Here is a 19,213-nt window from a genome sequence, read left to right as displayed (position 1 = left end):
CGGGACGGTGAGATCTCCCCATCCGGCCGACCTCCCGGACATCGTTCCATGGACGACGGGCGTTCCACGGCCTTGCCCGCACTTTCCCGCGATCGCTATCTTCGTCTCGCATCTCCTGCTCCTGGACCGAAGGAACATGACCGCCACGACCAATGCCGACACGAGGACGCGATGGATCGACTCGGGCAACCCACGGCTGCTCCCCGCGGAGGCCCCCATCCGTGCGTTGCAGACCTCGGTGTGCCAAGATCTCCAGACCAAGTGCACCTACCTGCACTCGAGCTCCTACGGCTTCAACGTGGTAACGATGGCGGGCTTCGTGTCGCCCCGACTGGCGGCGCCCTGCTCTCGTTCGACACCGCAAGCGGCGCCCTACGGGCCGTGAGCGACGACGACGAGCCCGAGGCCGCGTGGCTCCGCGCGCAGATCGACGACGAGCTCGAGCGATGGCTCCGGGCGCGGTGGAGCCGGCAACGCGAGCAGCTCGACGACGAAGCGTGGAGGCGCTACGACTGGCAGAGCTTCCGCTTCGGCAACCTCGTTTGGTACACCGACCTGCTCCCGGCCACCTGGGACACGCTCGTCGCCCACGAGGGCTCGTTCTACAAGGTCGAGGATCTCCACTGCATCAAGCCCGGTTGCACATGCGAGGACGTCTGTCTCATCTTCAGCGAGCTCCGCGACACCGAAGCGGTCGACGTTGGCCGCGTGACGGTATCGGTCCCCAAGCTGAAGGCAACCGAGGCCACCACTCCCCTGGCGAGCGCGCTGTGGGCCAAGCTCCGAGCGACGAAGGTGCTCGTTGGCGAGCTCGAGCGACGTCGTCGACGCATGCGAGAGATCGGCAAAGCGGTGCAGCGGGAAGGCCTCGTGCGCCACGAGCCCGAGCCGAAGCACGAGCCCATGGCTCAGCCGTTGCTCACCACCGGCCCGACGGTCGACGCGCCATCAGTCCGCCGAACGACCAAGGTCGGACGCAATGACCCATGTCCCTGCGGCTCCGGGCGCAAGTACAAGCGATGCTGCCTCGGCAAGGGCAGCGCCGACCGCAGCTGGTGACGACGCCGAGTCGCCATCCCGAGCCAACCGATGTTGTCGAAGTCCGGTTGCGGCCGGATGAAGTAGGCCACCAGCAGGTAGACGAGCAGGATGCCCGAGGTCCATCCGAGCGCAACCCAGATGAACCCAAGGTTCAGGATCACTCCCGCGAAGACCCCTCCGATCAGCGAGAGCGCCACCACACCGCGGGCGATGACGGCTGGCTTCGAGCGAGTGGGTCGCCACTCGTCGTGAGACGTGATCGAACCGACGTTCCCCGGGTCGTACGACTCTCCCAGTAGCTCGAGAAGGCTCATCCGAGGTGCTCCGATCGCGGCCGCATGGGCCGTGCGCCGCTGGACCGACGCGGGCCGCGCGTCATTCCACATCGCCCCGGATCGGCAACCGGCTCTCTCGTTCGCGAGACGACGAGCGGAAATGACGCGGGGCCCAAGGGGTCGACCGCGGCCGTGCGTCGTCATCTCCTCGTCTCATTGCCTCCGGCCGAGGTCATGGCGGCCCTTCGCTCGTCCACCACCATCGCGGAAGCTCAGCGCGACGGCGTGGTCGCGCTCGGCCTTCGGTACGCCACCGAGATGGTGTCGCGCGAGCATCGGATCTCGCTGTGGGCGCAGGAGCCCCATCGGACTGGTCGCCTGACGCGGAGCTACTTCCTGCACGTTCAGGTGCAGCCCCATGAGCATGGCTCGCTCGTCGTGCTCGAGCCGGCGAGCGACTGGGCTCGTGCAACGCCAAGGCCAAGGCCGTGCTCGAGCGCGCCATCGCGATCGGCGAGCGAACACTCGACCCCGAGCATCCCAACCTGACCGCTGCGGGCCTCGCTGACCGACGTCGAGGCACGGCTGGCCGATCCGGCTCCGTAGGCTTGCCCCCGCTCACGTCTGGGACACGGGCCACGTCCGCGTTGGATGACGCCCCACGCCCCCGACCCGGGTCGAGTCGAGCTGCTACCATCGCATCGGCGATGTCGGATTCCGCGGACGAGACGCTCCCCGGCACGCTCCCCGGCGATGGGACCCGGGCGATGCCCGGCTTGCGCGAGCCCCAGCGGGGGGACGTGATCGGGCGCTACGTCGTTCTTCGCAAGCTCGGCGCGGGAGGCATGGGGGTCGTCTTCGCGGCCTATGATCCCGAGCTCGACCGTCGCGTCGCGCTCAAGCTGCTGCACGCGCAGCGGTACGACGAGACGAGCGCGGGCGACGGGCAGCGTCGACTGCTGCGCGAGGCGCAGGCGATGGCCAAGCTCGGCGATCCCAATGTCCTCGCCGTCCACGACGTGGGAGAGCACGAAGGACGCGTCTATCTCGCGATGGAATTCATCGAGGGCATGACCCTCGGCCGCTGGTGCGAGGCCCACCGGCCCGGCTGGCGCGAGGCGCTTGGGCTGGTGATCCAGGCGGGGCGAGGCCTCGTCGCCGCCCACGCCCAGCACCTGGTCCATTGCGACTTCAAGCCCGACAACGTCATGGTCGACGAGGGAGGGCGCGTTCGCGTGATGGACTTCGGGCTCGCGCGACCGAGCCTCGTGCGCGAAGACGAGACGGCCCAGGACGACCTCGAACGATCCGCGAAGGCGGACGGCCTCGATCTCGCCATGACCCGCGAGGGTGCCGTCGTGGGCACGCCGGCCTATATGGCCCCGGAGCAGCACGCGGGCGAGAAGGCCGGTCCCGCTGCGGATCAGTTCGCGTTCTGTGTGGTCGCATGGGAGCTGGTGCTCGGGCAGCGCCCCTTTGCTGGCGACACGCTCGTCGCGTTGAGCGTGAACGTCGTCGAGGGCAGGCTCACCATGTCCCGGCGAAACGGCGCGCCCAAGTGGGTCCGGCGAGCGCTCACCCGTGGGCTTGCGGTCGACCCCAACGCACGCTGGCCTTCGATCGCGACGCTGCTGGCCGAGCTCGAGCGAGGCCAAACCCGGGCCCGTGCGCGCACGATTGGCCTGGGGCTGGGTGCGGTCGCCCTGCTCGGCGCGGGCGCCAGGGGCTACCAGCAGTGGGACCTGGCCCGCCGGGTGTCCGCCTGCGGTGCAAGGGGGGCGACGATCGGCGAGTCCTGGAACGAGGATGCTCGCGCGCGCGTCCAGACCGGCCTCACGGACAACGAGCTGAGCTATGCCGGTCCGACTGCCGATCGCGTGGTCGGGCGCCTCGATGCCGTCGCGAGCGCCTGGAGCGACGCTGCGCGCGACGCCTGCATGGCGCGGATCGACGGGACCCTGCCGAACACGGTGCTGCCCAAGGCGGAGTGGTGCTTGGACGATCGTCGCGAGCAACTCGAGGCGGTCGTCCAAGAGCTGTCGACGGGTGGCAAGGCGGTGGTCGGGCGGGCGGTGCGGGTGGCGGCCGCGCTCGAGCCCGCGTCTACGTGCACGGACGCCAAGGGCCTGGGGCTCCTGCCCGATCCTCCGCCGCCCGAGTCACGGGACGCCGTCGCACGAGCCCGCACCCGCCTCACTCGCGCGCAGACGCTGCAAGACGCCGGAAGGTACGAGGACGCGCTCGCGCTCGCTCGAGACGTGGTCGCGGAGACCGAGGACCTCGACTGGCCCCCCACGCGGGCCGCCGCACACATCCTCCACGGTGAGCTGCTGGCGAGGACCGCGGAGTACGAGCGCGGTGAGGCGGCCATCCTCGAGGGGTATGCGGTCGCGGCCGAAGCGGGAGCGTGGGATACCGCGGCAAGGGCCGCCAACGATCTCATCCTCGATGTCGGCTACCGTCGCTCTCGCCCCGCCGAAGGACGGGTGTGGGCCCGGCATGCCGAGATCGCCATCGCCCACGCGGCCGATCCACTCGAGCTGCTCGAAGCGCGACGCGCTGCGAACCTCGCGGTGCTGCTGTGGTCGAGCGGCGAGTACGAACAGGCGATGGTGCTCCACGCCCGCGCGCTCGCGATCCGCGAGGCGGTCCACGGGCCCAACCATCCCGAGGTGGCGATCGTCCTGTCGAACATGGGCGTGGTCCAGCGAGCCATGGGTGCGCACGAGGGCGCGATCGAGAGCTACGAGCGCGCGCTGGCGATCGACACCGAGGCGCTGAGCCCCGAGCATCCCGACATCGCGATCAGCCTCAACAACATCGCCAATGTTCGCTGGGCGCAGGGGCGCTACGACGACGCGCTCGCGATGCACGAGCGCGCCCTGGCAGCGCGCGAGCGCGCCCTGGGGCCCGACCACCCCGAGGTTGCCGACAGCCTCGTCAACATCGCCGCGGTCCAGCGGGCGCGAGGCGAGCCGGCCGAGGCGATTGCGCTGTACGAGCGTGCGCTCGCGATCACGCGGGCGCGGCTCGGCCCCGTGCACCCCGACGTGGCGCTCATCCTCCACAACCTCGGGATCGCGCACAAGGCCCTCAGCGACGGCGAGCGCGCCCGCAGCGAGTATGCGGAGGCGATCCGAATCTGGGAGCAGACCAAGGGCCCACGGCATCCCGAGGTCGCGCTGGCGCTCACCAACCTCGGCCGGCTCGAGCTCGACACCGGCCACGTCGACGAGGCCGTCGCGCTCTTGGAGCGCGCGGTGGAGATCCATGCGCAAACGGACGACGTGGACGTCGCCGAGTCGATCGCCCGTGCCACGCTGGCCCGGGCCCTGCGAGCGCACGGCGACGATCGACGCGCGCTCGAAGAGGCCGCCCGTGCGCGCGCCGGCTTCGAGAGCGCCGAGGGAGACCACCACGCCGCCATCGCCGAGCTGGACGCGTGGCTACAGCAATAGGCGGGCGTGGAGGGACGGCCGATGCACGGAGACATGCGCAGCGAATTCCGGGTGGACCCTCCGCGTTCCATCCCGCACGCTGAACCCGGGGAGGGTCGCTCGCAGGCAACGATGGCCGCAGCCACCGGCCGCGAGGCGACCGACGTGGACGCCATCGCGCCCTGGTAGGATTTCGGGATGCCTGCGTCGTCCCGGTCCTCTCCGCTCGTGCGCTCGTCTCGGTGCCTCCGCTTCACACTCGGTCTCGCCCTGGCGGGGCTCACCCTCGGGTGCCCCAAGCCCTCGTCCGACGAGCTCGAGCGCCCTGACGTGACCGCTGCGCCCGCCCCCACCACCGCTGCGACCTCGAAGGGCCCGGAGGCGCCGACGGGTCCCGTGGTGCTGTTCGCGGTGAGCGATGGCGTGCTCGCGCCGCTCGCGTGCCACGATGGTGCCGCGCTGCTCGAGTCGGACACACAGGACTGCATGGATCTGGCGCCAGTGGGCGAGGTGGCCGGGCTCGACGATGGTCGCCGCGTCACGCTGGGCGAGCCCACCGACGCCCCCTGCAACGCCAGCGAGCTCAACCGCTTCGACGGGCGCGCAGTGACCGGGGGCCCGCTCGACACCGCCCGCTTCGCCGTGTGGCCGCTGACCGCGAGCACCGCCCTCGAGCTCCGCGATGCCGCCCTCCAGGCCACCGCCGAGGAGCTCGCCGCCATGACTGCGCTGCTCGAGGCCGACACCAACGGCCTGTTCGAGGTGCCGCCGAAGCTCGAGGTGACCAGCGGGCTCATCGCCGATCTCGACGGCGACGGAGCGCCCGATCGCGTGTTCGCGACCCACGAGGGCGGGCGGCTCTACGGGGTGATCGCCGCCTTCCTCGGGCGCGCCCCGAAGGCCGCGGTCTCGCTGTCGGTGATGCAATTCGACGCGCCCAGGATCGTCGGCGTGACCGACCTCGACGGCCGCCCCGGCCAGGAGGTGCTGGTCGAGGCCCTGTTCGTGGAGGGCATCGAGGATCAGAACGTGGTGAGCGCCATCTCGTACCGCGTGCTCGGGCTCGAGGCCGGGGTGGTGGCCCAGGCGGGATCGTGGGGCTGCCGCATGTTCTGAGCGGCCGTCGGTGATCGACGTGGGCATCATGACCGAAGGGTGCTGGCTTGGGGGGAGAATCCCCGGATGATCGGCCCAGTGGATCGACGAGAGCCTGGCCGAGGCCGCGATGACGGACAACGGATTCTTCACCGACACCGCCTGGCTCGACGACTTCCTCGCCAATCCCGATCATGACTGGGGCCCTGGCAACCCGCCCCTGGGCGGCTTCAACTACGGGGCGGCGCTGCTGTGGGGCTCGTTCCTCTACGAGCGCGGGGGCGTCGAGCTGATGACCGCGATCACGGCCGAGCCCACCGACGGCTGGGCGAGAGTCGACGCCGTGCTCGCGGCCGTGGGCGATCCCAGCAATGCGTGGGGGCTCTACCTCGAGATGATCGTGGCGACCCATCTCGACGATCCCGAGCTCGGCTACGGATTCACCAGCTTCGACGCCCGTGTCCGTGGAGGGCGACCTTGACGGTCGGCGCGATGGAGGCGGGCACGCTGCTCGGCCATGAGCCACGGGCCCGCCGCCGCCACCGCCACCGAAGCCCAGCTCATCGCCAGGCTACTCCACCAGACGAAGAGATCGGCGCTCATCAGGCGCCAAGCACCGAGCCACCACGCGGCGAAACGGCATCGAGCGGCTCCAATTCCCATGGGTCCCCCTGCGCACCGCCGTGCGCTATGCTGTGACCGTGGGCCTGCACGCAGGACGAATCAGCCAGGGAGCCATCGTGCTCGACGACGCGACGGACCTCGAAGAAGGCGCTTCCGTTACGGTATGGATCGAGCGCTCGCAAGAAGTCGTGTCGGTCTCGGACGAAGAGATCGAGCTGGTACGGCGAGGGCAAGCCGAGGCTGAGCGCGGTGAGTGCGTCGACATGCGGCGGGCGCTGCAGCAGCTTCGCACGGGTGGGTGATCCAAGCCGTCGGTCGTCATCGCGCCGGCTGCTCTCGTGCAGCTCGACCAGGCTCGCGAGTGGTGGCTCGCGAACCGAGACAAGGCACCGTGGGCCTTCGACGAAGACGTCGATGCCGTCGTCGAGCTGCTCGAGGATCGGCCGCTGCTCGTTGGGCGAGCGCTCGATCGTGATCCCCGGGTACGGCGCGTGTTCCTCACGCGGATCCGCTACTACCTCTACTTCCAGCTCTCGCGCGACGAGCAGGTGGTGGAGGTCGTCGCATTCTGGCACGGCAATCGCGGGTCGCTACCGGATCTGAGGTGAGTGACGAGCCGGACCCAGGGCCCCGCGAACCCGGGTTGCCCCCGCCACTTGCTGTTGCTCCCGACTCCCGACCGCCTGCAAGGACTCGAGTGATTCTCCGGCGAGCCCAACCGTCGCCTGCCCGCCAATATCGGTTGCCCAGGATGGTCGGCCCGTAGTGTTCGACGCAGCCAAGGCGTTCCACGATCCCAACGACGATCGCTTCGGCGTCATTCTGCTGAGCGACGTCTCGATGCCCTGCGAGGTCGTCGTCAAGGCAGGACGGCGCGTGCGCGATCTAGGGCATGTCGGCGTTGTCGCCATCACGCCACGGCAGGGTCTCCTCGCCGGCGAAACCGCCCATCCACGGCCGGACCAGCGGCCACAGCAAGTAGGGAATTCCAAAGCTCAGGTAGCCGTTGTGCAGCAACTGGTGCTCGCCGAGCACGGGGTCGCCCTCGGTCTGGGGCTCGCCAAGGCTCCCGTGACGAGCATACGACGACCATGTCGATCCTCGCTCCTCGGGCAAAACATCGTTCGCTGAGATCGGGCGGCCGACGAGGACGGAGCGAGCCGCTCGGGCCATGGAAGGGCGCTACCATCCTGGGCCGCGTGGGATGGCCCAGGTCGTGCACCCATGCGAGCCCGTGCGTCGATCGAACAAGCCAGCGCTCGAGCGTGTGAGCGTCGGCGTCTGGACCATCAACACTCGAGCCCCATGCACGCTCGAGCCCCATGCACGCTCGAGCCCGAAACGATCACTCTCCATGACCCTCCCCTCACTGCCACGAAACGACACGAGTGAAATTCGGGCCGAGCGTGCACGTGCGCTCGCCTGGGCCAAGACGCTCTACACCTGGACGCACTCGCACACCTACGAGCTGCCCGAGGGGAAGACGCTCACCCTCGAAGGCCTGGCGCTGCTCGCCATCGACGCCGAGCACCCCTTCCCGTGTTTGCGCGCATGCGGATCGCCGGGCCGAACCCCCTGCTCCTGACCCGGGTGGAAGCTGCGCTCCCGAGCGATTTTCCCGTCGACCCGAGTCGCTCCGGGCTCGCTGGCGGAGTGATCCCTGGGTCACCCGCGCACGCCAGCGCACCTCGAGCGAGGCTCACGACCTTGGGACGGGCGCGGGCGGGGAGGAGGGGAGCAGCAGCCGCTCGCAGAGGTAGCGCCGGTAGAGCTCGCGACCGGGCACGACCTCGTTGCCCTGCAGGCGCGCCACGCCCAGGCTGACCAGCTTGAACGCCAGCTCGGTGCTCAAGCGCACCGCACCGGAGGCCTTCATCACCGCCGCCGCCGCCTCGTGGAGCGAAGGCTCCCCCTGCAGCCGCCACAGCAGCTTCTTGAGATGCTCGCCAAAGGGGCCCTCGTCGCTCGCCGCGCTCTCCAGGGCTCGGGATGGCTCGAGGCCCCGCTCGGCGACCTCGTACAGGGCAATGCGAACGAGGTGAGGGTGCCCGCCCAAGAGCGCCATCAGCTCGCCGACCTCGTGTTCGGTCCAGCGCAGACCGTGGCGCCGTGCCAGCTCGAGGATGATCCGAGCATCCCAGTCCTCCATGGGCACCGCCAGCCCCACGTTGAACGGCGAGTGGTTGATGCTCATCGGCAGATACATCTCGGTGGAGTAGACGAGCACCATCCGCAGCTCCTGCCATAGAGGCTGGCTTCGGGCCATCTCGTGCCAGGCGCGGAGCAAGGCCAGGAACTCATCGGCGATCTCCTGGCTGTCGAAGAGTCGATCGACATGGTTGAAGGCGAGCACAAGGGGACCGGCCTCGAGCAGGTGCTGCTCGAAGAAGGCGGTACAGTTGTCCTTGGGCCCGAACACGTCGTCCCAGAATCCCTCCACCCGGGGAAGCTTGAGCCGGCGCGTGATCATGGCGCACAGCCCCTGCAAGAAGCGGTCGAGGTCGGAGAGACTGCGGTGGTCGAAGAGCTGGAGATCGATGAGGGCGATGCGCCAGCCCTCGCAACGCGGGCGCTCGAGGACTCGCGTCATCAAGGTGGTCTTGCCCATGCGCTGGGGACCCTTGATGCGAAGCAGCCCCCCGGGCTCGACGATCTCGCGCAGGCACGGCGTCTCGAGCTCCGGTCGCGACACATAGAAGGCCGAGCTCGAGCTCACCACTCCGCCGGGTCGCTCCAGGCGGATCTCCGCCGCACCGGCTGCCGGCTGCTCGCGGTCGATCGCGGCCGTGCGCGTCTCGTGCTCCCCCGCGGCCTCGAGCGCGCGCCGCAGCTCGGTGCGAAGCGCCGCCATCGAGGGTCCGCGCTGCGCGGGATCGAGGGCCAGCCCCCAGAGCAGCACCTCGCGCAGCGACCGGGCGGACGGATCGCGACCGCTGCGTGGGGGCACGGAGGCCACGGCATCATGGGCGGGAGGCGGCTCGCCGTGGAGCAGCCGATGGAGCAGCGCGCACGCGTCGTGGACGTCGCGAGCCGGGCTCGCCTCGGGATCCAGGCGTGGCGACGAGCCCACGAGGCGGGGGGCTCCCCGGCCATCGATCCACACCGCGTCGGGGCCCACGCGGCCGTGCACCAGACCGAGCTCGTGGACCGCTTCGAGCGCGCTCATGATCGACAGCATCACGGCGGTGAGCTCGTGCGACGAACGAGGTGCACGCTCGATCCATGCCGTCAGCGACTCGCCCTCGAGCCGCTCGAGCGCCATGTACACGCAGCCCCGGGCCGTGCCCACATCGTAGATGGACTGCACGTTGGGGTGCGACAGGCGAGCGAGGGCTCGCGCCCGATCTCGGAGCGGCCCTTGCGACTCGTCCCCCGCCTGCTCGGGCTCGAACAGCCGCAACAGCACGTGGCGATCGAGACCCTGCTCGTAGGCCAGGAGGGCCCGGCCCTGGACGTGCTCGGGGACGGGCTCCAGCACGCGGTAGCGGCCGATCCTGCGCCCGCGCTCGTGGGCCAGCCACTCGACCAGGAGGGGCCAGCAACGCACGAGCGCCCCGTGGGCGAGCTCGACGGTGGCGCCGCCCTCGGAGTGTTCGGACGCCACCACCACGCGCGCGTCGATCAAGCGGTCCAGCACCGCTTCGGCCGTCTCTCGCTCGCGCGGATCGCCGGGCCACATCTGCTCGATCGGCACGCGACGTCGGGCATCGCAGGCACCGTCGTCGCCCAGACGCACCAGCTCGGTCAGCATGCGGCGCGCATGCCCGTGCTCGGGCTCGCCGAGCGCCACCAGCGTTGCGCTCGCATGGGGCAAGAAGGCCCCCACGACTCCGCCGAGCCGCTCGTAGACATCGAGGCAGAGCTCGTGTCCCCGGCGCTCGTGCCACAGCCGGTCGAGCACCTGCTGCACCAGCGGCAGCGCCCCCGGCTCATCTTCCACCTCGGCCTTGATGCGCTCGAGCAGGCCCGGCTGCAGGGTCAGCCCCACGCGCCGGGCGGGCTCGGTGATCGCGGTCGCCAGCCGTGACGCCGAGATGGGGGCTACCTCGATCCAGTGGCGCTCGTCGTCGAGCCGCAGGAGCTCGTGGCAGCGCCTCGCGTGCTGCGAGCGCAGCACGAGGATGCAGGCGCTGCCCCGCTCGTCGCACGCCAACGAGCGCACCCGCTGCACGAAGGCCTGGACTTGCTCGTGGGCATGGGTGAGGACCTGCTCGAAGGGATCGACCACCACCAGCCACGGGCGATCCGGCTCTGCCATACCAGCGGGCCCCCCGACGCTCGCGAGCGCGGCCTCGAGGACCCCGAGCGGGTTGGGCCCGGGCTCGACGAGCGCGAGCGCCCAGCGAGCCTCGGCGGTGCCCAGCAGGTCGGGCACCACCCCCGCTCGGGCCAGCGACGTCTTGCCCGCGCCCGAGGCTCCGCAGAGCACCAGCAACCGGGGCCGACCGGCTCGGGCCAGGGTCTGCAGCGCGCTCGTTGCCCGGTGGCGCTCGGCCGCTCGGCCCGCACAGAACACCGCATCCTTGGGTCCGAAGGCCCGAAGGCCCCGGTAGGGTCGGAATGCGAAGGGGCGCGTGTCCGTGCCGTCCTCGACGCGCGCGTGCAATTGCAGCGCGGCCCAGTCGAGATGCCGGGGGTCGAGCGCCAGCCGGGCGCGAGCGCGGAGCAGCGCCTGCTCGAGCGACTCATGGGCACCCAACAAGCCCTCGTAGAGCGCCTCCGCCAGGGTGATCGAGCCGCCCTGCGAGAGCGCCAGCCGAGAGGCCACCACGGCCCGAAGCCCGACCGCGTGCAGGGCCTGGGCCACGCTGCCGAGGTGATTGCCCGGCTGACCGGCGTTTCCCCCCTCGCACGCGGCCAGCAGCACCAGCTGCAGGCTCGAGGCATGAGGAGCGACGATCGTGCGCCACGCGTTGGCCCCCACCGTCACCGGACCACTCTCACCATCGAGGACCAAGCCCGAGGTCTGGCCCGTGCGGCCCCCGTGGCACAGCACGTGGAGCACCGCGAACGGGCGGTGGGCTCGCTCGGCGCGGGCCAGCGCCTCGGCAATGGCTGCCACGCTCGCATGGGGCAGCACCTCGAGCGCCCCGAGACCCTCGGGATGGGCACGCGCGCAGGCTCGACGCAGCGCCGCCTCGTGACCCGCGGCCGGTACCGCACCAGCGGCCGCAGACCATGCCAGCAGGATCCGTCCGCCCGCGGGGCGCGGTGAGGAGGGCTCGGGCGCGGTGTGGGTGTCGGGCCGCTCGTAGCGGAGCAGCAGCCCCGGCAGCTCGCCCAGGTGCTGCCCGCGGCCGGGCAGCGTGATCAGCTCCCAGGGCAGCGAGTAGAGCTCGGCCGCGCTCGAGCGGATGGTGATCACCACGCGGCGGCCGGCGTCGTGCGCCCGGGCGAGGGCCTGGGCACGCGACGACCACGAGGCGGGTTGGAAGAAGCGGGCCAGCGTCTCCCCCAGCCGCTGCACCACCACCGGATCCCGGTCCGGCCGCTGCAGCGACTCGAGGTCGGCCAGGAGCTCGGGGGTCCAGTCGATCTCGACCTGCTCGTGTCCACCGCCGTCGGTCCGCAGGGCATAGGTCTGCGGCTCGAAGCGAAAGGCGTAGGGATCTTGCGGCGCGTGCGTGCGCGCGAGCTCGAGGACCACCGAGAGATCCGGTGCTGTCCAGTGCTCCATCCAGGCCTCCTCCGGCGAGTGTACGAAGGAGCGTCGCGGCATGCGAGGGGGCACCGAGCGACGACTCGCGCACGGCCCCTCCGCGACCGCCTGCTCGCTCGGAGTGCGCGGCGTCGGGCTCGACGAGCGTACCGCCGTTCTCGTGCGAGCAGTGATGGCTCACGCGAGCGCGTCGACCAGCCGGTCCCAGACGATCACGCCCAGCTCCTGCTCGAGCGTCGCGACCTGGCGACTGAGGGTGGGCTGGGACGAGCCGAGAGCACGCGCGGCCGCGGAGAACGAGCCTCCTCGGCGGTCACGAGGAACGCCCGGGCCCGGTTCCAGTCGAAGGCCACGCTGCGTCAGTCCATACGAAACCGTATGGCGACTATGCGATCCGAGGCGATGGTCATGCAACTTTCGTGGGGCTACAGTGGAAATCGATGATGCACGCCGCTGTCACACCCGCCTACGGCCCCCCCTCGATCCTCGAGGTCCACCGTGTCCCGGTCCCGGTCCCGGCGCCTCACGAGGTGCTGGTGCGGGTTCGGGCGAGCACGATCACCGCCGGAGACCTCCGACTCCGGTCGGGAGACTTCGGCCCCTCGATGCACCTGGTGGGGAGGGCCCTCATGGGCTTCTCCCGTCCGCGCCACCCCGTGCAGGGCACGATGTTCTCGGGGGTAGTGGCGTCGGTCGGCGACGAGGTCGACGGCTTTGCCGCGGGGGATGCCGTGTTCGGGTCGTCGCAATCGGGAGGTGCGTGGGCCGAGTACCTCGTCGTCCCGGCCGACGGTGCGCTGGCCCGCCGGCCCGAGAACGTCTCCCACGCCGAGGCCGCCGCGACGCCCTACGGGGCCGGGACCGCCTGGGCCTTCCTCAACGACTTGGCCCAAGTGCAGCCTGGGGAGCGGGTGCTGATCCTCGGCGGCGCGGGCGGGGTGGGTCGATTCGCGGTTCAGATCGCCCGTCACCTGGGAGCGCACGTGACCGCGGTCGGGAGCCGAGCCTCGCTCGACACGATGCGCACGCTCGGAGCCCACGCGGTGGTCGACTACGGCGAGGACGACTTCACCGCGCTGGGTGAGACCTGGGACGTCGTGTTCGACACGGCGGACGCCTCGAGCTTCCGTCACAGTCGACCGGTCCTGACCGAGCAGGGTCGATACCTGACCCTCTACGCCAGCCTTGGGGTGCTCCTGCAGATGCTGAGGACCCGATGGAGCCGGGGACCGCGGGCGCTGTTCACGGTGTGCCAGGGTACCCGCGCGCGCACGGAGCTGCTCGCGGGCCTGCTCGCCAGCGGCGCCATCCGCCCCGTCGTCGCGGCCCGATTCCCCATCGAGCAGGTGGTCGATGCCCATCGTCGCGCGGAGCAGGGGTCCCAGGGCGCCATCCTCGTGCAACCCGCGGTGTGACCGTCTGGCCCCGACGCGATGCCACTGTCCTGGGAGTCCCCATGCGCTTGCCGATCCTCCTGGCCGCGCTCCTGCCCATTCGAGCCATCGACGACGCGAGCGCACGGGCTGACACACACCGGTTGGTAGGCGATGCCCTTGACGTAGATCCCCCGCCTTCGAATTCCCCGGCGATGGTGTAGAGGGTCACGGGCACTCCATTGCGAGACTCGATGTGCACGCGCGTGTGCTACTGGGCCGCGTTCGAGGCGGACTCCGGGAGCGCAGCCAGGCGCTCGCGGACCCGACGAGGTACGGACCGTCCCGCCGCTTCCATGATCTCGGCGTGGCGACGGTAGTACGTGCGTGCTTCGGGTCGAGCCTCGGTTGCCCACAGGGAGTCGGCCAGGTCGAGCGACAGGCCGCGTCGCTCGGGCTCCGCCCGCTCGACCGCGCGCAGCAACGGCAGCGCTTCGGCGTGGGCTCCAGCCGCCGCCAGCCAGATGCCGAGCTCGTGGAGTCGGCGGATCCGTGCGGGCCCGACGGGGGTGGTGGAGCCATCGTGGCTGGTCAGCGGGGCTCCATCCGCCGTGGGCCAGCTCGCGAGGTGCTCGCGGATGATCGCGACGGCTCGCGCCCGCTTGCCCTCGCTCCTGTGCTCGCGGGCGGCGCGGTGGACCGCGATCGAGAACGCGTCGTAGTAGAGCGCGGTGTAGTCGATCCAGCCGCCCGCTTCGTCGTCGAGCGCGGCCCACCGGGCCCGAGCCTGCGCGAGCCGTCCTTGCCGGAGCAGACGGGACAGCTCGCGTCGCTCGCCGGCCAGCACGTCGAGGTCACTGCGGCGGGTCACCTCGAACCCCTCGTCCGGGCCCCGCCAGGTGTGCACGACGGTGTGGCGCACGTGATCCGAGACCGAGTAGGTGCAGCTGCCGTGCGTGACGGTGACCGTCTGGCCCGTGCGGCTCGCCTCCGCCCCGGGACAGGCGGACAGTCCCAGCGACTCGCGGACGACGACCCGGCAGCCCGCGTCGGTGCAGCGCTGCAGCAGCAGCTGGGTCTCGGAGTAGCCGAACGCGCCCGAGACCACGCAGATCCGGGCGTGCACCGGTTGGCCACCGAAGGGGCCCAGCGCATGCTCGACACGGGTGAAGGCGTCGCCGGGACTCGGGGGCGGGCCCTCGCAGGCCGAGAAGTCCGGAGGATCGGCCTGGGCCGCGCTCCAGGGCACCAGCAGGCCGACCGCGGACGCAGCGAGGACGATGAGCAGCGCGGTGGCCGAGGTGCGCACGTGGGCGGGGAGCCCGACGCGCGAGCGCCAAGGACCATTCCCACCGCTCGTGCCGAACGAGATCACCGCGGAGGCATCCTTCACATCGACCGTCTTGGACTGGAGTCTGGAGTCCGGAGGCTGGTGAAGGAAGTGGTATCGATCAGGGAGCATCGTGCTCGTTCCGCTACGAGTCCTTGTCGTCATAGATGATGATGTCGGGGAGTCGCCCGACTGCCAGCGACGTCCTCTGCTCCACGGTGAACCCCTCGATGAGCGGATCATCGTCGTCACCATAGCCGAGCTGGGCCACGTCGTTGTCGCCCCAGCCGCGCAGGCCGTCGTCGTCCAAGATGGCGAAGGTCGTCCAGGCGCTCGAGCCCGAGAAGACCGTATTCGCCGAGAGGCCGTCGAGGTCGACCCGCCTCAGGCCGTGGACGGTCTCACCCGAGCCGAGCCGTCCGAGGTCGTCGTTGCCCCAGCAGTAGAGGTCCCGGTCGGGAGAGGCAATGGCGCAGCTGTGCTCGGCACCCGCGACGACCTGCAGAGCCGCGACCCCGAGGGGGACCGTGCTCACTCCGGTGCCCGTGTGGCCAAGCTGGCCTTCGTCGTTGCGGCCCCAGCACTCGACCTCTCCGCCGTCGAGGAGCGCGCAGCTGTGGTCCGCGCCTGCAACGACTCGCTGCGCCGGACCAGACAGCGCAATGGTGGTGCCGCCGGTGGACGAGGGAGTACCGCGCTGACCGTGACTGTCGTCGCCCCAGCACTCGACCGCCCCCGTCGCCAGCACCGCGCAGGCATGGGATGCACCGGCCGTCAGATCGACGGCACCTGCATCGACGACCGTGCCGACCAGCGACGGAGGAACGATGGCTTGGCCGAGTCCCTGGCAGTCGACTCTACCGTCCTCGAAGCGGACGCAGACGAAACCCGAGCCCAGCGCGAGCTGGGTGATCGGTGCGGAGTGCCCAAGGGTGATGGGTGTGGGCATCGACAGACCCATGGCGTCCGCGGTCCACGTGAGCACCGTGCCGTCGGCCAGGCGGGCGAGCACGCGGTCGTCGTTGGCGTGCACCTCGACCGCCGTCGCGTGGAACGAGAGCGGGGTGATCTCCGACGGTACCGGGCAGTCGTTGGGCTCGCAGTCGGGCCCGCCCCAGCCCTGGAGCGTTCCGTCGCTCATCAAGGCCCAGGTGTGACCGTCGCCCACGGCCATGGCCTCGATGGTGGGGGGAGTGGTGGCGGAGCGCAGGCTCGTGCCATCGAGCTCCCAGGGCCCCTTCGTAGGGCTCTCGTCGCAGGCTCCGAGGAGCATGATGCTCCCTGCGACGAGGCCGCGGACGAAGCTTCGGGTGACGAGGTTCGTGGTTCCGTTGTGAGTGTCCATGTCCAGCGTGCTCCTGTCGTGATCGGCTGGAGCGGTCGGCCTCGGCACGAGGCACGACTGCGTCAGCGCGGTTGGGAGCGGCCGTAGGCGGCCGCCGAGCGTCGGCACTCACGGGCGCACGGCCTCGGCCTGGCGAGGGGTGCTACCGGTGGCAGAGTCGAGGAGCAGGGCTCGCTTGGCTCGGGCTCACCGGCTTCGTGAGCGGCGACGTCGGCCTAAAAAGCAAGCGGAGGGCCACTGGGATATGGACGTGATTTCAGTGGGTTGGGAAATCGGTGGGGAGTGGGCTCGTGGCCCGGCTACGCGGGCGCGTGGATGATCCACGCGGCGGCGAGGTCTTCGGAGGTCCGTGCTCGACCCGAGGACCTTCGGGAACTTCACTACAATGATCCCGCGAATGGATGCCTCACAGGCAGTCGCGGTGTTCCTCGGACCGTCGTTGCCCCGATCTCGTGCTGCCGCTCTCCTGGATGCCACCTACTACCCGCCAGCTCGCATGGGCGATGTCTATCGGCTCGTCGCCTCGGGCGTGCGCATCATCGTCCTCATCGACGGCGTCTTTCACGGGGCCGCTGCAATCTGGCATCGCGAGCTCCTCGAGGCGATGGACCACGGGATCTGCGTGATCGGTGCGTCGAGCATGGGCGCCTTGCGAGCGGCGGAGCTGCACTCGCTGGGCATGGTCGGGGTGGGTGAGATCTTCGAGTGGTATCGCGATGGGGTGATCGACGGTGATGACGAGGTCGCTCTGCTGCACTCGGACGCCGACGACGGATACCGTCTGCTCTCTCAGCCCCTGGTAGACACGCGCCACCGCCTTATGACAGCGGTACAACGGGGTGGACTGACGCCCGAGCAGGCGCGCGATGCCATCGCGCACGTCAAGAAGGTTCCGTTCATGTGGCGAACGCACGGTGAGCTGCTGGCGTCGGAGGTCGTGGCCAGGTGGCCCGAGGACGAGAGACGTTGCCTGAGGAGCGCGCTCGATGACGCCGACCTCGACCTCAAGGCGCGGGACGCCGAGCGGGCGCTCGAGCACGCGTCAGCCAGGCTCGCGCGGGGAGACGTGCGGTCTCCCGCCGTCGATCGACCGGCGCCGAGCCGCTACTACCGAGCAACGAGCACGCGCAAGCGGGGGCTGCGGCACCCCAAGGGGCACTTGGTGAGCGGAGAGGAGGTCTGGGACCGAATCTGCTCGGATCGAGCCCTGGTGCGCGAGTGCCTCGCCGAGGCAGCGACGCGGTTCTACTTGGACTCGCTCGCGGAGCACTGGGCGGTGCAGTGTCCTGATGAGCACGTGGAAGCCTTTGGTGAGCGGTGGAACGAGCGCCACGGGGTCGACGAACTCGGGCCTTGGCTGATGGCCAACGGGCTGACGGTGGCGGAGCAGCGTGAGCTGCTGCGGCAGCATGCTCTGGTCTCGTGGATGCTCGAGCAAGGACCCGCGGCATTCGGGCTGGACTTCTCCCTGTTCTCGCGGCTTCCCGAGCTGTGGGCTCGTGAGCGCGGGAAGGAGGGGACACGAGGAGACGGTTGCAGCGACCCGGCTCGAGCGGCTCGACAGTGCTTCCTCGCGGCATGGGCTCGGGTCCGTGGGATTTGCTGTCCCGAGGCCGTCGTGGAGCGTACCGAGCAGGAGCTGGGCGGGGTCGATGCGCGCACGACCCTGGGCCTGGGGATCGAGCCGTGGCGCGGGCTGGTGGCCGAGCTGGCCTGCAGCGACTGGATCGTCCACCAGCAGCCCTACCGCTTCGGCTACACGGGATGGGCGCCGATTACGGCGGTGCTGGAAGAGCTGCAGATCACCGGGCGGGCCGCACAGCTCGTCGCGGAGGAGCGGTAGACCCATGACCGACCCGCTCGTCCCCGCGTACACCCTCGGGACGCATCGCCTGGTCCCTCCCGAGCACACGCTCGCGCGCATCGAACCGCTGCTGAGGCGCTGTGGGATCACCCGCCTCGCCGAGATCACCGGGCTCGATGACGACTTTGGGGTGCCGACCTACACGGCGGTTCGACCCGGAGGGCTGGTGCTGCAGACGGGCAACGGCAAGGGGCTCACGAAGGCAGCCGCCAAGGTCTCCGCTGCGATGGAGGCGATCGAGCTGTTCCACGCGGAGAACCCGGATCGCTCGCGATTCGTCCGCACCAGCCTGGAGGACATGCGAGCGCGTGGGCTGACGACGCTGGTGCCGCTTCGCGATCAGGCCGACCAACGCTTCTTCCATTCCGATCGCTGCGTGATCGACTGGGTGCAGGGTCGAGAGCTGATCACGGGCACGGAGCCCTGGCTCCCGGCCAGCGCGGCATACTTCATCGAGCCGACGATCTACCAGACCAACACCAATGGACTGGCCTCGGGCAACCACATGGTCGAGGCCACCGTGCACGCGCTATACGAGCTGCTCGAGCGAGATGCCATCTCCCAGGTCGTTCGCAGGGACATGCTCGACATCCGCGGGACCTGCCGCGTCGTCGATCCAACCACCATCGCGGACGATCGGCTGGCCGAGATCATCACCAAGATCCACGCGGCCAATGGTCAGCTGGTGCTGCTGTGGGTCCCCGCCCGCGCGCCCGTGCACGTGCTGTGGGCGTTCTTGCTCGACCATCGGCCGCACCACGCGTGCACGGCCCTGCTCATGGGCGCCGGGGCACACCCCGACCTTCGCGTGGCCACGGCTCGGGCGATCACGGAGGCGATCCAGTCACGGCTGACCGTCGTGCAGGCTGCCCGCGACGACATCATGACGCGGCCCTCGTTCATGCGCGAGGATCTGGCCCCGAGCGCCGCGCTTCGCTTCTTTGCGTGTCTTCGGCCGGATACCCGGTGGAGCGAACTCGCGCCCACGGCCCCAGGTTCCCACCCCGAGCGCCGCGATCTTCACGAGCACCTCGCCGAAGCGCTCGCGGCCCTCACCGCTGGTGGGCACGATACCGTCGTCCGCATCGATCTGTGCCTGCCCACGATCGATGTCCCCGTCGTCAAGGTCATCGTCCCCTCCCTCGCGCTTCGTCGCGAGCTGCTCTAGAG

The 19,213-nt window shown here is 70.3% G+C and carries 16 protein-coding genes; 12 read left to right on the top strand and 4 right to left on the bottom strand.

Features of this window, described 5'->3' with window-relative positions; genetic code table 11:
• Positions 1-136 precede the first annotated feature (136 nt).
• The 9 genes from OEB96_RS25385 to OEB96_RS25345 all read left to right on the top strand — a co-directional run bounded on the left by OEB96_RS25385 (position 137) and on the right by OEB96_RS25345 (position 8,057).
• Entirely contained in the window at positions 137-385 is a 249-nt protein-coding gene (locus tag OEB96_RS25385) for a hypothetical protein (protein WP_266219307.1), read from the top strand.
• On the top strand, positions 382-1,059 hold the full coding sequence (locus tag OEB96_RS25380; RefSeq protein ID WP_266219306.1) for a YecA family protein: 678 nt from the start codon (positions 382-384) through the stop codon (positions 1,057-1,059). Before OEB96_RS25385 ends, OEB96_RS25380 begins: the two co-directional genes overlap by 4 nt.
• A 964-nt stretch (positions 1,060-2,023) precedes the next feature.
• Positions 2,024-4,774: a serine/threonine-protein kinase gene (locus OEB96_RS25375; RefSeq protein WP_266219305.1), complete on the top strand. Its 2,751-nt coding sequence runs from the start codon at positions 2,024-2,026 to the stop codon at positions 4,772-4,774.
• A gap of 177 nt (positions 4,775-4,951) precedes the next feature.
• Positions 4,952-5,869, top strand: coding sequence for a hypothetical protein (locus OEB96_RS25370; protein WP_266219304.1), 918 nt, complete (start codon positions 4,952-4,954; stop codon positions 5,867-5,869).
• Positions 5,870-5,978: 109 nt separating this feature from the next.
• Entirely contained in the window at positions 5,979-6,329 is a 351-nt protein-coding gene (locus tag OEB96_RS25365) for a hypothetical protein (RefSeq protein ID WP_266219303.1), read from the top strand.
• 220 nt (positions 6,330-6,549) lie between these two features.
• Positions 6,550-6,774, top strand: a complete 225-nt coding sequence (locus tag OEB96_RS25360) for a hypothetical protein (protein WP_266219302.1) — start codon at positions 6,550-6,552, stop codon at positions 6,772-6,774.
• 18 nt (positions 6,775-6,792) lie between these two features.
• Positions 6,793-7,080 carry a type II toxin-antitoxin system RelE/ParE family toxin gene (locus tag OEB96_RS25355; protein ID WP_266219320.1) on the top strand — a complete coding sequence of 96 codons (288 nt, stop codon included), beginning with the start codon at positions 6,793-6,795 and terminating at the stop codon, positions 7,078-7,080.
• A 157-nt stretch (positions 7,081-7,237) separates the two neighbouring features.
• Entirely contained in the window at positions 7,238-7,603 is a 366-nt protein-coding gene (locus tag OEB96_RS25350) for a hypothetical protein (RefSeq protein ID WP_266219301.1), read from the top strand.
• A 223-nt stretch (positions 7,604-7,826) separates the two neighbouring features.
• Positions 7,827-8,057, top strand: a complete 231-nt coding sequence (locus tag OEB96_RS25345) for a hypothetical protein (RefSeq protein WP_266219300.1) — start codon at positions 7,827-7,829, stop codon at positions 8,055-8,057.
• Between the two features lie 114 nt (positions 8,058-8,171).
• Here the strand turns inward: OEB96_RS25345 and OEB96_RS25340 are convergent, their stop codons facing one another.
• Both OEB96_RS25340 and OEB96_RS46710 read right to left on the bottom strand, forming a co-directional pair.
• Entirely contained in the window at positions 8,172-12,149 is a 3,978-nt protein-coding gene (locus OEB96_RS25340) for an AAA-like domain-containing protein (RefSeq protein WP_266219299.1), read from the bottom strand.
• Between the two features lie 159 nt (positions 12,150-12,308).
• Entirely contained in the window at positions 12,309-12,545 is a 237-nt protein-coding gene (locus OEB96_RS46710; protein ID WP_266219298.1) for a LysR family transcriptional regulator, read from the bottom strand.
• A gap of 26 nt (positions 12,546-12,571) precedes the next feature.
• Here OEB96_RS46710 and OEB96_RS25330 point away from each other — a divergent pair, with 26 nt between their 5' ends.
• Entirely contained in the window at positions 12,572-13,546 is a 975-nt protein-coding gene (locus OEB96_RS25330) for an NAD(P)-dependent alcohol dehydrogenase (RefSeq protein ID WP_266219297.1), read from the top strand.
• 229 nt (positions 13,547-13,775) lie between these two features.
• Here the strand turns inward: OEB96_RS25330 and OEB96_RS25325 are convergent, their stop codons facing one another.
• Positions 13,776-14,966 (bottom strand): hypothetical protein, encoded by a 1,191-nt coding sequence (locus tag OEB96_RS25325; RefSeq protein WP_266219296.1) that lies wholly within the window; start codon positions 14,964-14,966, stop codon positions 13,776-13,778.
• A 13-nt stretch (positions 14,967-14,979) separates the two neighbouring features.
• Positions 14,980-16,107 carry an RCC1 domain-containing protein gene (locus OEB96_RS25320; RefSeq protein ID WP_266219295.1) on the bottom strand — a complete coding sequence of 376 codons (1,128 nt, stop codon included), beginning with the start codon at positions 16,105-16,107 and terminating at the stop codon, positions 14,980-14,982.
• Between the two features lie 469 nt (positions 16,108-16,576).
• Here OEB96_RS25320 and OEB96_RS25315 point away from each other — a divergent pair, with 469 nt between their 5' ends.
• Positions 16,577-18,022, top strand: a complete 1,446-nt coding sequence (locus OEB96_RS25315; protein WP_266219294.1) for a TfuA-like protein — start codon at positions 16,577-16,579, stop codon at positions 18,020-18,022.
• Positions 18,023-18,026: 4 nt separating this feature from the next.
• Entirely contained in the window at positions 18,027-19,211 is a 1,185-nt protein-coding gene (locus OEB96_RS25310; RefSeq protein WP_266219293.1) for a YcaO-like family protein, read from the top strand.
• Positions 19,212-19,213: the final 2 nt, after the last annotated feature.

Origin of the sequence: Paraliomyxa miuraensis, assembly GCF_026337845.1 — a bacterium.
In the GTDB taxonomy this organism is placed as follows: Bacteria; Myxococcota_A; Polyangia; order Nannocystales; family Nannocystaceae; genus Paraliomyxa; species Paraliomyxa miuraensis.
Note: the sequence above shows the minus strand (reverse complement) of the source record. Positions and strands in the feature narration are given on the sequence as shown.